The sequence below is a fragment of the Shewanella sp. KT0246 genome (genome assembly GCF_019654955.1).
GTDB classification, from domain to species: Bacteria; Pseudomonadota; Gammaproteobacteria; order Enterobacterales; family Shewanellaceae; genus Shewanella; species Shewanella goraebulensis.
The window spans coordinates 57,862-73,971 of the sequence record NZ_BPEV01000004.1; the positions used below are offsets into that span (position 1 = coordinate 57,862).

7 protein-coding genes and 1 pseudogene are annotated in these 16,110 nt (G+C 40.1%); 1 reads left to right on the plus strand and 7 read right to left on the minus strand.

Annotation, left to right across the window (positions count from 1 at the left end):
* Positions 1–801 precede the first annotated feature (801 nt).
* From K5Q58_RS03070 to K5Q58_RS03105, 7 genes and pseudogenes are all read right to left on the minus strand, one after another.
* Positions 802–4,395 carry a VCBS domain-containing protein gene (locus tag K5Q58_RS03070; RefSeq protein ID WP_220752399.1) on the minus strand — a complete coding sequence of 1,198 codons (3,594 nt, stop codon included), beginning with the start codon at positions 4,393–4,395 and terminating at the stop codon, positions 802–804.
* Between the two features lie 64 nt (positions 4,396–4,459).
* Complete coding sequence (locus tag K5Q58_RS03075) at positions 4,460–7,498, minus strand: TonB-dependent receptor (RefSeq protein WP_220752401.1); 3,039 nt, start codon at positions 7,496–7,498, stop codon at positions 4,460–4,462.
* A 420-nt stretch (positions 7,499–7,918) separates the two neighbouring features.
* Positions 7,919–8,908 carry a polysaccharide lyase family 7 protein gene (locus K5Q58_RS03080; protein WP_220752403.1) on the minus strand — a complete coding sequence of 330 codons (990 nt, stop codon included), beginning with the start codon at positions 8,906–8,908 and terminating at the stop codon, positions 7,919–7,921.
* Positions 8,909–9,885: 977 nt separating this feature from the next.
* Positions 9,886–10,011 (minus strand): annotated as a pseudogene (locus tag K5Q58_RS03085) (Mobile element protein); the annotation flags it as partial.
* A gap of 529 nt (positions 10,012–10,540) precedes the next feature.
* Entirely contained in the window at positions 10,541–11,089 is a 549-nt protein-coding gene (locus K5Q58_RS03095; protein ID WP_259651214.1) for a hypothetical protein, read from the minus strand.
* A gap of 195 nt (positions 11,090–11,284) precedes the next feature.
* Positions 11,285–13,657, minus strand: coding sequence for a YgiQ family radical SAM protein (locus K5Q58_RS03100; protein ID WP_220752405.1), 2,373 nt, complete (start codon positions 13,655–13,657; stop codon positions 11,285–11,287).
* Positions 13,658–13,870: 213 nt separating this feature from the next.
* Complete coding sequence (locus K5Q58_RS03105) at positions 13,871–14,266, minus strand: MAPEG family protein (RefSeq protein ID WP_220752407.1); 396 nt, start codon at positions 14,264–14,266, stop codon at positions 13,871–13,873.
* 205 nt (positions 14,267–14,471) lie between these two features.
* On the opposite strand from K5Q58_RS03105, the gene K5Q58_RS03110 reads away from it, so the two are divergent.
* On the plus strand, positions 14,472–15,695 hold the full coding sequence (locus tag K5Q58_RS03110) for a threonine/serine exporter ThrE family protein (RefSeq protein ID WP_220752409.1): 1,224 nt from the start codon (positions 14,472–14,474) through the stop codon (positions 15,693–15,695).
* The last annotated feature ends 415 nt before the right edge of the window (positions 15,696–16,110 follow it).

The following is a 16,110-nucleotide window of genomic DNA, read 5'->3' on the forward strand; positions in this document are numbered from 1 at the left end:
AGATGGTGTAAGAGTTATCTAATACGGAAACTTGCCGATTGAATTAATATGAACTTAACTTATTTTCGCTGCAAGCATAAGCTGACATTACCCTTATTTTACTTTCAATCACTTAGCTTAAAGATATAACCATAAGCTGACAAATAGTAATATTCACTAATAAACGAGAATAGTGTCATGTTCTTTTATTACTAATAAGACATTAGCTCTTTCTAGCTCACTTTTGGACAAAAGTAAGTTAATGCAGAAATTCTAAAAGTGAGCTGTGAGATTAGAAAATGTATGGTAATAAATTAAAGTTTACACTGACCCAAGATATTCTTGATTTATATGGGAACGTCAATCAGTAATATTATTGAGATGTTTAAGCATAATGAGTGTAAAAGTAAAGCAAAGAAAATGAGTGGCTATTTAATTACAGTGACGAGATCAATCAAGTCATTATCTAATACTGATAAGTTAACAATTTTGGCCGATATTTCAGGTACGGCATAAAGGTCTCTTTATTGTATGGTTGCCTTTCATTTAATTACCTCAAGCGCTCTAAAAGCTTGATCTAAAATCTGCTATTTTCATTCACCTATTTGTTAAAATGCTTATAGCTTGATATTTAAAAAACTCGCTAAAGACGAAAAAGATAAAGAGGAAAATAGATACTTTGCTATTTATCACTTTTAAAAGAGCGAAAGTCGTATTCAAATAGCACAGTTTGGTCTACAAAATAAGTACAAAAAATGCCGCTATCAATAAGCGGCATTTTTAACACATTGTTTAAAACATTAATTTACAACTGCAAGTTAATTAGTCTTCTTGCACTGTTGCTTCGGCAGAACTAGAGTAAGTCGTACTTAGATCGTCACCCACCGCATAACTTTCGAAGTCCTCAGATAGAATCGCCGTATCTGTTGCATCAGCAATCACGATATCATCAGCTAATAACTCTTTTGCTGACTCTTTCGAAGAGCTACCAATACGTATTTGATACGTTTCTGTCGCTGTACCTGTATTGATTGCTTCATAAGGACCGTAGAACATTGTACCGCCATCAATTGACAAAAAGTAACCTGTTGCAGTCCAATCTATAACTACATCAATATCGGTATCATTTGCATGCGTTAAGCCATCAATGATTTGCTGCGATTTAGATGAATCACGATATTTAACACTACCATCATTACTAAAGATAATTTCGCCCGTTAGGTTACTTGAAGAGGCAGAGCCACCATAAATACTAATATAAGCGGTATTATCTTCGCTAACCTCTGGTGTTGCAGTAAAGCCAGAAATCGCCTGTAACTTAATGGTTGTTGAAATAGAGCCTTCAGCAAGTGGAGTCGTGATTAAGCGTAACTCAGCGTCAGCGTCTAGTGATGTGTCAGCCATTCGGGCAACTTTATTTACACTACTTCCCGCTATGGTCTTAACGGTTGCTTCAGCAGAACTTGAATACATTGCACTTAAATCTTCACCTTCAGCATAAGTTTCGAAGTCTTCAGATAGCACTGCCATATCGCTCTCATCAGCAATGACGATATCATCAGCGAGTAATTCTTTTGCTGACTCTTTCGAAGAGCTACCAATACGAATTTGATACGTTTCAGTCGCTGTACCTGTATTGATTGCTTCATAAGGACCGTAGAACGTAGTACCACCATCAATTGAAAGTGAATAACCTGTTGCTGTCCAAGCTAGAACTACATCAATATCTGTATCATCAAAATAAGTTAAGCCATCAATGGTTTGTTGATCTTTATTTGCATCACGATACTTAACAGCACCGTCTTTAGCAAAGACAATTTCACCCGTTAAGTTACTTGAAGAAGCAGAGCCACCATAGATACTGATGTAAGCGGTATTATCTTCAGAAACTTCTGGTGTAGCAGTGAAGCCAGAAATTGCTTGTAGCTTAATGGTTGTAGAAATAGAACCTTCAGCAAGTGGATCCGTTGTTAAACGTAACTCAGCGTCAGCAGTTAATGATGTATCTGCCATTCTGGCAACATTGTTTGCTCCAGTATCAACAACAATTGTGCCTGTAATTGTGATTGCTAATTCAGCGGTAGTGCCATCAAAAGATTCAATAGTAAAGGTATCGAGTTCACTTTCACCCACAACAAGTGCAGCAATAGTGGCATCAGCAGTATCGAGGGTATATGTCCAAGAGCCATCTTCTAAAATTGCTAATGTACCGTATGTACCCATTAAGGTTGTCTGAACAATAAAAGCTTCGCCATCATCTGGGTCAAGTACACTTACAGCACCTGCTGCCGTTGCCTCATCACTTGCAATTCTTCCAGTTAAATCAAAGAATACTGCTGGCGTAGGTTCTTCTGTGCCATCGCCTGCATCAAATACAGACACTTCAGCGTAAATAGCTAAGCTATATTTGCTGTCTGTACCATCTAAAGTTTCACCTGCATCATAGCCTTCAAAGTCATCTGAAAATATACTTGTAGTGCCAGCGGTATCAGAAAATACTTCAATGTTATCAGCATAGAAAGAACCGAAAGGAATCGTTCTATCATTATCACCGAATCTAAATTGGATAGCTTTAACACCATCAGCGAACCACTGGTCTAATCCTGTATAATCAGAGTCAACAACTGCTGCAGTAGAGAATGAACCTCCACCAATCACTTCACCATCAATAGTCACGGTGATTTGATCTGCCTGATCTAAGTCCCATGTGATTGCTACATCATAAAACTGCTCTTCAACAAATGGTGCAGTGATTATATTGCCAGGGTAAGCGTCACTGTCAGTATTTCGAACAAAGAAACGAGGGTCAATTACGGTGCCGTCGTCTTGAATTTGAGTTCCTTGAATACGCAAATCTATAAGCGATTCACTAGAACTACCAGATGAGCCATAAAGCGTAATGTAAGCATCTTTAATATTTCCATCACTACCAAGCGCAACCTCTTTAGATATTGATGCACTCAGCTTACCTTGACGAAGGTTATCAACGGTAAATCTAATCTCACCCGTATCACCGCCTGTATCGCTTATTTTTACAACTTGAGTAAGCGAAGCAACACGAATATTAATTTCAGCAGTGGTACCATCAATAGAAGCGATAGTGATTGAATCACTTACAGAGTCACCTAGTTCAAGGTTCGCTAAAGTATCATTTGCAGTGTTAACCGAGTAAGACCAACTACCGTTGGCACTGATACTAAATGTACCATAATCAAGTGTCACATCAGTTTGAGCAACAAAAGCATCTTCTTCGAAGTTTGGATCAATAATGGTTAGTGAACCAGTTAATGGATCCGTAGCAGTATGTTGAACAGTACCGCCAAATTCACCTTCGATGATTGCTGCAACAGGGTCATTGTTATAACCAACAGCGGCTCCAATTACATCCAGTAACTCCTCATCAACAGAACTAGCAACTTGTGAAGTAGTTTGCAAATTAATTTGTGCTGTCTCAAGTGTAACTAAAGACTCTTCAGAAAAAGAACCATCAGCGACGTCACTAGCAAGATCTTCCATAACGGTAGATAAATCTGCGTCTGCGTTGTCTGCATCAACTTGTGATAGTAGCGCTAACACAGAACCATATCTATCAGCATCTTCAGCACCATCAGCACCAAGTTCAACAGTACCAACTAAAGTAGGAAGCACTTCTGTTGTATCAAAACGAATACCAAAACGTGCATTAATTATTTCAGCTGCGTCAGCAAACTGGTTTAAATCACTACCCGCGTTTTGAACAGCCATTTCGGTTAAAGGAGAAACAACATAGGTAGGTGGTGGTAGTATGGTTTCCACCCCCTCTTCATCAGTCTCAATTATATTTTCAACTACATTCACTACAGATCTTAGTTGAGGAGCATCTAAGGTTAAACCTGTTGATTCGTCCGTATAAGTACCGCCAGTACATGCAATTAAACCCGCACCTTCGAAATGTACATTGCTAAATGTAACGCCACCTGAAGTGTCAGAGGTTGCAGTGCCTTGCTCTGGAAGAACCGCAGCACCACTATCATCAACTTTAAATATGTCACAAGTTGCACCATCAATAGGGCCTTTAATAATGCTAGCTGAAACATTTAAGGTTGGATTGATAGTGGGTGTAGATGCACCTACGCCTTCGGTAAAGCCTGCATCATCGGTATAATTAGCAGAAACAGAAATGACAGTGCCTTCGTCAGCTTCAGTAATTGTGTAAGATGTGCCGATAGTACCTGTAGACCAAACATAGGTAATGGTGTCTGCTTGAATTCCATCAGCATCAGTAGCTGCTGCAGAGATTGTTTCGCCAGCGATAAAATTGCTTCCGGTTATTGCTATACTACCGCGAGTATTACCATCGAGTTCAGCACCGTCATCACCACCACAACCTAATAGGCCTGTCGCAATGATGAGCGGTATAAGAGATTTATTATTCATTTTTATGACTCCAAAAAGATTCTTTTTCCAAATTTAGCTTGTTTTATTTAAGTACTAGACTTGGCTAGTACTTAAAGCTGACACCTGCGAACAGGCGAGGACCGTAATCACTTACTTGACCCAAGTTACCTTGGGTATAGAAGTCATCACTGCGAGGCTCACTGAACAAGTTAATTGCTGAAACTTTAATGCGAAGGTGTTGATTGATTTTGTAAGCAGCACGAGCTTCCCAAATACCTGCCTCATCAACATAACGCAGTCTTGTGCCGTTAGAAGTGTATGGTTGGAAGTATTCACTACGATACTTGTAGATAAGAGCTGTATCAAAATCGCCTATTTGGTAGTAAAGCTGTCCATTGAATACATGCTCAGAAAATCCAGGTACTGAGGCAGGTGGAACAATACCTGCGGTAAGCTGACTGGTTACACCGTCTAAATCAGTAGTAAAGGTATTACCGTAGTTACTGTCTTCAAACTCATAGGTTGTGTCCGCGTAGTTATAACCAAACTTCACACCAATGCCTAAATCCCAACGATACGAGAATGTCGCTTCGAAACCATAAAGGTCACTGTTTTCGTCAGTAGTGACTGAATTAGTAATAGGTAAAGAAACTTCCACACCGTCAACGATAAAATTCTCTAACTGTGTTTGCTGTTGGTAACCGCCATTGAATTGCTTGTAGTAAACACCTAGCGCTACCATAGAGTCATCGCTTGGATACCATTCAAAAGCAACGTCATAGTTCCAAGACATTAATGGTTGAAGATCAGGATTACCTGAACCATTAACACCAACCAACAAGTCTTCAACTGATTCAGGGTCATCCGAGTCATCGGTTACGAATGTGCGGCTATAACTTAGATCAGATGGATCTGCACGTGACATACCTCGGTAAATACCGGCCCTTAGGAGAATATTGTCATCATAATCAACGACTAAGTTAAAGCTTGGTAGTACTTCAGTGTAGTCACCACCACTTTCAATTTTTTCAATACTTCCGTTTGGTACCAATTCGACGATACCTGTCGCCGGATCAGTGACAACGTCGAAACCTTCTCTAAAGCCAATAGAGGTAACGTCAGTATCCACTACACGAACACCAAAGTTACCACGAATATACTTACCAAACATTTCAGTGTCGTAATTAAGCATGGCGTAAGCAGAGGTAGTTTGTTCTGTTACGTCAATAGTACCCGCATTCTCGTATGTAACCTCTGGGTATGCGAATTCGCCGCCGTTTGATGCTGCTACTGCTTGAGAGAAACACTCGTTATTGTAAGTTGCCCACGAAGCGCCTGTACCGCTTTCTACAACATTACCTGAACTGTCAACATGGGTGATAATATCACCGTCAGAAACACTGGATAAAAAATCAGTCTCAGGGAAGGCTATTTGGCAACCTTCAAGTACATCGATGGCCGATGTTGCAGATTCATCTAAATTATATGTAGTTCTTGAGCCATTACCGTTCGTGCCACCAAATTGAACAAATGTTAGCTCAGAAACGCGAACGCCAGCTTGAACGCTACTAAAAAAATCACTGTCTAGAATATAATCAATATCAAGGCGTGCACCCATAATTTCGTTGTCGCGGACATTTTCTCTGTCGATACGAGTACGAAGGCTATCAGTAAAATTGGAAATATCAGTCACATCAAAATCAGTCACTGTGAAATGAGGAATATATTCACCTAAATCCCAAGATAAGAAAGGACGAGAGCTCGTTCTTCCTCGGTTTGTTATTTGTAGTTCTTCACGGCTGGTTTTTGAATAGCCAAGGTCAAGACTAATCTTTAGATCATCAGAGAAAAAATGTTCAACGTTCAAGCCATATCCACGATATTTTTCTTCACGCGAAAATTGCTCGCCCGCAGACTCGATGCGTTCTTCACCTTCCCAATGTAGAATACCGCCAACATCGTTTGTGATCAGATTTTGTCCCGTTACACCCGGTGTAACGCGCTTTTGTAAGAAAATTAAATCATGACGCGCTTCTGCTTGGGTACGATCTGAAATTTGCGCGTCAAAATTGATATCCCATTTATTTGAGGGTTGGTATTGTAAAGCAAAGAATAAAGCGTCTCTTTCATCAGATGTTTCATTTTGACGGAAGCTTCGGCTTGAGCCAGTCCATGCGTATTCTCTACCATCATCTACTGCAAGACCTGTGTCTGGATCAATATCATTATTATAACCTTGGTTATTTGAGCCAACAATTTCATCTTCACAATCGCCCGCTGAGCTACGGAAAAAACCGGTATTGGTATCGGTTGGATCATTCAAACATGCCCACAAAGATGAACCCGTTGGGCTTGAGCTTCTATATTCAGCTTCTGGCTGACTAATATCTTGACGCTGCAAACCTACACTCAAACCAAATGCTTGACCGTTATCAAACTCAAATTGATCAACATAACTTAGTGTTCCACGGTAGCCCAAATCACCTTGAAGTGAATTGTCAACGTTTGCTTGGTCTGGGTTGTAGTTACCTTTTACTTCAGCCTGAAAACGTTGCTTACCAAAATCTAAAGGCTTAAGTGTCTCCAGAGTAATAACACCGGCAACCCCACCTTCAATCATGGAAGCGTCTTGTGTTTTATAAATAGCGACTTTCTGCATCAACTCTGATGGGAACTGAGAAAAGTTAACTGAACGGTCACCACTACCATTGGTCGCTTCACGGCCATTGATGTTAGTGGCACTTAAGAATGGACCTAAACCACGAATACTGATTTCAGTAGCACCACCATTTTCACGGTGAGATGATGCACCCGTTAATGTTTCTAGCGCCTCACCAATTGAAAGTGCAGGTAAATCACCAATATCTGAAGCAGATAAACCGTCAACAACAGTGGTAGATTCACGCTTTATTGAAATTTGGTCTTGAATTGTTTTACGTGTACCAGTAACGACAACAACTTCTATATCATTATCAACTTTATCTAGATTTTCAGTTTCGGCTTCTTGTGCTATTGCCGAAAATGCAAAAGAACTGGTTACAGAAGTAAATGCAGCAAGCTTCATCCATTTTGCTATAGGTGAAAGCTTGAACTTCCCTATTTTATGGATGGGTTTTGTTTTTTTACTTAACTTCGTCGACATACCGTACTTCCCCTTAGTATTTTAATAAGCATGTTAATGCCATTTATTGGTATATTTTTTTTGCAAGCAGGTTACTGCCATTTACTTCTTATATTTATTATTGCAAGCAGGTAACTGCCTTAAATTCTTATATTTATTATTGCAAGCAGGTTACTGCCATTAAATTCTTATATTTATTATTGCAAGCAGGTTACTGCCATTAAATTCTTATATTTATTATTGCAAGCAGGTGACTGCCTTAAATTCTTATATTTATTATTGCAAGCAGGTGACTACCTTAAATTCTTATATTTAAATTAGAGTTATATTAATTTCAACAAACGAAACCCAAACAAAATTTTTAACCTATTAATTTAAATAAAAATACAACCAATAATTGTAGTTACGAGTTACGAATTTTAAATTGATGTATTAACTGCGCTAAAATTTATACCCTTTATGCATGTTATGAATATGATAGAAAGTAGCTTGCACATAATCACCATCAGCGCCGCCATTGTTTTGGTTATAAACACCCGCTTTAAAATACATATACTGGTTACTAGTACTGTAACCACTATCTTTCATATCAAAGTACTTAGTAATATTAGGCTTACCTTCCCTGATTATAGTGACGAACAACACTTCATCTTCGACGGAAATTTTATAAGAGAACTTTTCGTTTAAGGCGATGCCGTCATCAGGATCTGATAACGTATGTGAACGTGAGCCAATCATATTTATCCAAATATCATCACCATCATTTATTTCATGGGCAAAATAAATAGACCCTTTCGAGTTGCCAGGTAATTTTCGGTAATATAAACGGATGGGTTCGTCATCAGTGGCATGAATTTGGCCGATGATCACGCGTCCGACCTTTTTTTCATCACCAGTGGTAGATACTCGGTTTATTGCCAAAGTCCCTTCCAAACTGCCTTCAACTCCCCCAGACTTAGCTTTCGCCGAACCATGCGCATTGCTGAAAACCCAGTTATTTTTAGTCAGGCCACGCGTTTTTATTCGACTATTACCTCTACGTAGCATTTCGCGTAGTTCGGTTCTCGCATATTTTGTATTTTTTGAGGTCTTGGCACCTACGTTTGGGCAAGCGAATACCAAGCCACCATCATCTGCTGTATAAAAAAATGGCTTTAAGTTAAAGCCTTTACTTAATGATTTCTCATAGACGGTATCAGCTTTTTTATCTTCGTTGAGATCGGTTGGCAACGTTAATGACCAATCGAGTAAGTCAAAGTTTTCACCTGGCTTTTTAAGCGGATCGAGTTTTGACAAATCCCCCAGTAAAACACCTTCAGCAAGGCTAGTGTGTGACTTAGGAATAAGCGTATTCCCCTCAATTTCCTGAGCATTGAGTGATGCGCTAAAAACAGCTAAAGCAAAAAATAGCACAGCGAAAACGTCACACATTTTCTTTTGAAAATGTCGGTAAGATTTATGCGTGTTGATATTGAAATCCTTTATAATTTACGCTCTCTTTGTTGTATATGTGCAGCATATAGTGGCGCACCTACACATGAACTTAACGACCCCTGAAAAACGTAATAAAAATAGGTAAATCTTTGCTTCTAATTAACACCAAAAATTATCTAATTTCGTTGTAAAAAGAAGCAGAACTCTTTGTTGTATATGATCAAAGAGCTATGATTAATTGCTACCCATAGAATCATACATAACTTACCCAATACAGCTGCATGGTTAACAATTTACTCACAACTGTAACTTTATATTAAACAAAATATAACCATCACAACACATCATTGTCAACCAAAATAGAACCTAAAGTATTACCAAAAACCAAAATTGGTAGTAATCAGAGTATAAAAAAGACTAACGCATTGGCTTGACACATTCTCTACACAACAAAAAGAAGCAAAATAAACAATAGCTTACGAAAATAACGAGCTATTTTTGTTGAATAGTTTTTATATTCACTACCAATGAATATGGCAACATTACCAAATAACAGAACAAAGTTAGTCAGCGGCCAAAATGTATTACCAATTTGCAAGCCTGATCATTACCAATTTAAATATAGGCATTACCAATAGGTGATGTAATGAGATTACAGTTCAGAACTAATATGCAGATAATAAGCTGTACGATAATTCGTATTGATTGTGATTTATCATTAATGCTCTTGTTGAACGAAGCTACGCTGTCAGGCGCATTAGTGCTTATTTCGATGCATGTCCTAATAACCTTTCAACCGATGATTTGAAGCGCTACTTTGCCAGTTTGATTGCCTTACATTCGTGGAGCACCGTGAAACTCGACCGCAATGGGTTGCACATTCACTTGTAAATAGGTCTATCGACATGTCCTTGACCAACAATGGCAAACACATCCGTCAGTTCAAGAATGAGTGATTCAATCCATCCTCGTCAGTGGTCATAGTTGTTACCTGTGTATTTATCATCACCACATAAGAAGGCGCGGCGAACCACGCGGCTACAGCAATGATAATAAGGGGTGTCTTCAAGGCTAATTTGGCTTCTACGAGGGCGCGGCATCATAACCTCCTTGTTTAATGCTCAAATCAAGCCTAGTAGGAAGTCACGACTGATGCCATTAACTATGGGTGTCTACGTATTTTTTAAGAAAGCGCGGCGAACCACAAGGCTACAGCAATGATAATAAGGGGTGTCTTCAAGGCTAATTTGGCTTCTACGAGGGCGCGGCATCATAACCTCCTTGTTTAATGCTCAAATCAAGCTTAGTAGGAATTCACGATTGATGCCATTAACTATGGGTGTCTATGTATTTTTTTGGTTGACTGCCAAAAGTCGCAATTGTTTCATTATATTCATGATGAAAACATGCGTCGAACTCCAACGTGCTTTCACACATTATTGTTTCGCTCACTTTTGCACTCGCGAATTTAAAAACGTTTTTATTGGGCGAAGGCTTACGTAAATTCCTTATATACATGTACAAAAACCTCGAGCAACACCAGTACATTTAGTGTACTGGTGTTGCTCGAGGTTTTGTTAAATTTGTCAGACTATGGTTATCTTATGTCAATGTATGCTTTCAGTGACATTATTCATGACCCCAAGGCGTTGGCGGCAGTGCCACTGGTTTAGTTAAATCAAAGTCGACTCTAAAGTCACGATTTTCACGGGTTAAGCGATAAGTGAATACGTTTGGTTCAATATACATGTGCCACACGTTAGTTACTGACGCCGTTAAGCCGTTTTCATTAAAGTTATCAATAGACTCTTGGTCGACTGGAAATGATTGCTGAGTGGCGGTGCCCATGTCAGCAGTATCGCCGCCATACATAGTGACTTTATCTTCAGTGCCATCTTCATGACGATGATCATGCTTTAGACGCAAGCCTGTTTCTGTTTTGGTAATCACCCAAGTACGTGAATGGTCATCACCTACATGGAAAGGAACTTTAAGCTCTGTGTCGCTACATTCACGCACATGCATCACTAATGCTTTATTGCTGAATGCTGAATCTGCTTCATTGCCAGCAGTGACTTTACCTGCAAAAGCTTTACCGCAATAAGCTGCGATAGCATCAAAATATTGATGTTGCGGGTTTTCTTGAGGGGCATGTGCCATTGCAATAGCTGGCGCCATGCTGCTGATTACACCAGCGACCAATATTTTTTTCATTATTATTCCTTTTGGTATCGATCAATTAACTTTTACTAACAAACCACAGTAACAGTGATTGTTTAATTTAACCTGAAAAAAAACCGCCTATAAAGGCGGTTTTTTATTAAAGCGTATTTCGGTTAACTTAAGCAAAAAATAAGTGCGAATAAACTGGTATTATTTTGCCTTAGCAGGACGTTTACCTTGCTTATTGTTTGAATTACCAGAAGTTTTAGCTCCAAATGGCTTTTTATTTTGCGACCAACCAATTTTAGATTTACCAGAACCATTGCTATTCGACGCTTTGCCATTACCTGCAGGTTTACTTTTTCCACCAGCATTACCAGCGCCATTACCTTCAGCGGCTGCCTTAGCTTTATTGGCAGTGGTCGGTTTCTTACCCGAGGATTTTCTATCATCGAACTGGTTACCCGAGAAACGAGTGAAAGCTTTTTTACTGCCATCATTCTTACCGCCCCCCTTACCGTTTCGATAACCTTGACGCTCGTTGCGCGACTCTGGCGGCACGATGTGCTGCGCACCATTACCAATTAAGTGTTCTTTGCCCATAGCAACCAGCGCTTCACGAATAAGCGGCCAACCTGCTGGGTCATGGTAACGCAGCAATGCTTTGTGTAAACGGCGCTGACGACCTTTTTTAGGTACGGTAACTTCTTCACTGGTGTGTTTTACATTTTTCAACGAGTTCAGTTCAGTGTGGTAAATCGTAGTGGCATTCGCCATTGGCGATGGATAGAAGTTTTGTACTTGATCCAGTTTGAATTTCTCTGACTTTAGCCACAATGCCAAATTCAACATATCTTCATCAGTCGTGCCCGGATGTGCCGAGATAAAGTACGGGATCAGGTATTGCTTTTTACCCGCTTCTTTCGAGTAAAAATCAAATAACTCTTTGAATTTATGATAACTGCCCATACCCGGCTTCATCATCTTACTGAGTGGGCCATCTTCGGTATGCTCTGGGGCAATTTTTAAATAGCCGCCTACATGATGCTTAGCCAGCTCTTTAACATAGCGTGGATCTTCAGTGGCTAAGTCATAACGTACACCAGAGGCAATCAATACTTTTTTAATGCCCGGTACGTCACGTGCTGCACGGTATAAATCAATGGTGTGCTTATGGTCTGTCCCCAAATGGCCACAGATACTTGGATAAACACAAGATAAACGACGACACGTGGTTTCCGCTTTTACACTGGTACAACCTAAACGATACATGTTGGCTGTTGGGCCGCCAAGATCTGAAATCACCCCAGTAAAGCCTGGTACTTTTTCTTGAATATCTTTAATTTCTTTGATGATTGATTCTTGTGAACGACTCTGAATAATTCGCCCTTCATGTTCGGTAATAGAACAGAACGAACAACCACCAAAACATCCACGCATGATATTAATCGAGGTTTTAATCATGTCGTAAGCTGGAATGACTGCTTTACCGTAGCTTGGATGTGGCACACGCTGATACGGTAAATCGAATACTGCATCCATTTCATCAGTATTTAATGGCCATGCTGGCGGGTTTACCCACACCGAGCGGTTGCCTTGAGCTTGAAATAACGCACGGGCACAACCCGGATTTTGCTCTTGATGCAAAATACGTGAAGCATGGGCATATAAGAATTTATCCTCAGCCACTTTTTCATAAGCTGGGAGCAGCACATAGGTTTTTTCCCATGGCTTAGGTCTAGCAGGCTGCACACTAATCGCTTTAGGTGCATCATTATCAAAAATCTTTTTATCGGTTGGCCCTGACAACTTTTCACAGCCAACATCATCAGCCCCATAAGGGTTGGGGATAGGATCGATTTTATGAAGTTGGTCGAGCTTACGAGAATCCATGCCTTTCCAACCCGGCAAAGGCTCATGACGAATGACGGCTGTACCACGAATATCGTGCAAGTCAGTCATTTTCTCACCGTTAGCAATACGATGTGCCACTTCCACCAGCGGACGCTCTGCATTACCGTAAATTAAGATATCGGCTTTGGCATCAAAAATAACACTGCGACGCACTTTATCAGACCAATAATCATAATGAGCGATACGACGTAAGCTTGCCTCAATACCACCAATGACGACTGGCACTTCTTTAAAGGCTTCTTTACAGCGCTGGGTATAAACCGTCACAGCGCGATCTGGGCGTTTACCACCTTCATCATTTGGTGTGTAAGCATCATCACTACGAATACGGCGATCTGCGGTGTAGCGGTTGATCATCGAATCCATGTTGCCGGCTGTCACCCCAAAAAATAAATTCGGGCGACCGAGCTTCATGAAGTCATTTTTATTTGACCAATCAGGCTGACAAATGATCCCCACTCGAAACCCTTGCGCTTCAAGCATACGACCGATGACTGCCATACCAAAACTTGGATGATCCACGTAAGCATCACCACTGACGATAATAATATCGCAGCTATCCCAACCAAGTTGATCCATCTCCTTGCGAGACATAGGAAGAAACGGTGCCGTGCCATAGCATTCGGCCCAGTATCTTGGGTAATTAAATAACGTGGATTCAACTTGCATGAGATTTGCCTACAATAAACATCATCATTATGGTGAATTGAACTACATAAAGTTTAGTCCAACTCACCCAACTTTTTTATGGAGGCGGAGTATAGCAGTTACACCACACTAAGTGTGACTAAAAAAACAGCAAAATAAGATTTTTAAGGTATTTAATTCGCCTTATAACCTTATTAAAAACAATGACTTTACTTATTACTTTTGGCTATAAGTTTATAAACCAATAAAAAAGCCAATATTAACAACCGCTAAGCCGATGACCACTAACCAAGTCAGTAACACACCCCATTTACGGCCAAAATGTATTCCGCCCTTGCCCACAGTCAGCCCAATTGCGTGCAATAACCTAGCAACTATCCAAATGGTGCCAAAGCAATGCAATATTGCAGGTGATAAGCCATTAAATTCAGCCAGCATAAATAAAATCAGCGCCATGGGTGCATTTTCAAGTAAATTCTCATGGACTCGTTTTGCGAGGGCTAAATCAGAATTTCCACCAGTCCCAATACCAACTTTATTGATTCGACGCTGCTTTATGACTCGAATAGATAAACCTATCGCAAGTAGCGCGGTTAAGCTGGCGTAAAATCCTGAAATCATCAATGACATGTGTTGCATTTCCTTATTGTTATTTTCTGCAGTAAGCCATAAATTGACTACAATGGAGTATTCATTCTATACACATTACATCAAAATGGAATTATCACATTTTTAACATAAATTTGATGAATTGAAGGTATTCAGCCAACCCCATTTCGGTTACTATTCGCGCCAATGAACCACTACCCAAATAGACTAGAGTGATACACGCCTAATGAACGATTCCAGCTTCATTGAAAAACGCAGATTTATCATAAGATTAGGCAAAGCCCTGCATAAATTTGGAACCCCTGCATATCGACTAGAGTCGCACCTGCAAACGGTGTCATCTACTCTTGGAATCGAAGGGTATTTTTTGATTTCACCCACTTCGATGACCTTTGTGCTCCAGCACGATACTGAACAAGAATACAATCATGTTGCCCGCGTTAAACCTGGCGACTTAGATTTAGGCTCTCTTGCCCGCACCTTTGATTTGGTTGAAGAGCTCAGCACAGGCCAACGTACCCTAGCAGAATCCCTAGAACGATTAGAAGAAATAGCCAACAAGCCTAACCCTTATGGTCACGGTTTAACCTTAATGTCATTTGGCATCAGTGCTGGCGCTTTTGCCATGCTAATGGACACCAGCTGGAACGATGTTTTTTGGTCTGGCATGTTAGGTTTATTAGTTTACGGTCTAGTTTTTTGGGCTGAAAAATCTAAGCGAGTAGCAGAAATGCTCGAGCCGTTAGCTGCAGTGGTTTGCGCCATTTTAACCTGTGGCATTGCTGCAGGCATTGACCCCAGTATTAATATCCCGGTGGTGATTTTATCGGGCATCATTATCTTTGTGCCGGGTTTAGCACTAACCCTTGGCCTTGCTGAACTGGCTGCGCGAGATTTAATATCCGGCACCGCGCGCATCATGGATGCGATAATGCTGTTATTTAAGTTGTATTTTGGCGCAGTACTTGGGATGACACTGGGTAAAGTGATGTTTGGTGAGTCAGTATATATTGAGCCAGATGCTTTACCTCGTTACGCCTCTTGGGCTGCGGTGCCTCTGCTTTCAATGGCACTCGTTATCATCTTTAAAGCACGTATCAAAGATTCACCTTGGGGAATTTGCGCAGGCATTGTGGCGTATTTCTCCGCTATGCTTGGCGGCCTTTATTTAGGAGAGTCGATTGGTATTTTCGTCGGTGCATTGGCCGTAGGTATATATTCAAACCTCTATGCTCGGTGGATGAAAGCCCCTGTATCTATTGCCCTGCTACAAGGTATTGTTATCTTGGTACCGGGAAGTAAAACCTACATTGGATTAAATGCGATGATTTCGGGTGAAACGATGCTCAATCAAGCTCATTTAGGTACCCAAGTATTCTTGATTTTCATGTCACTGATTGCAGGACTGATTTTTGCCAACGTTATTGTGCCACCACGAAGAAGCCTATAACTCAACGAGCGATTAAATCTTTCAATAAAAAAGGAGCCTAAGGCTCCTTTTTTATGCGCGACAACAATCATTATTGGTTTTTTAATAAAATATCCTGCCGTTTTTTAAAATTAGCGCCATACTTAAATCAATCAAAGCAAACAAAACGCTACAAGATAAATCGCTATTGACTCAACAGCTTAAAAACACTTTTAGCTAATATAGCCTTGATGAATTAAATCCAAATAAGCTTAATTAACGTATCGAATATAAAGCGAATTGATAAGTATCTAATACAAGGTCTAATTGCAGAAATAATAATAGAACTAACAAAAACCTAATAAGAACACTAGTTAGAGCACTAGCAAATAGGAACGATGAATATGACCATTTGCGCTATGGTAATCATTTTCGTCGTCACAGTTATATTTCCTTC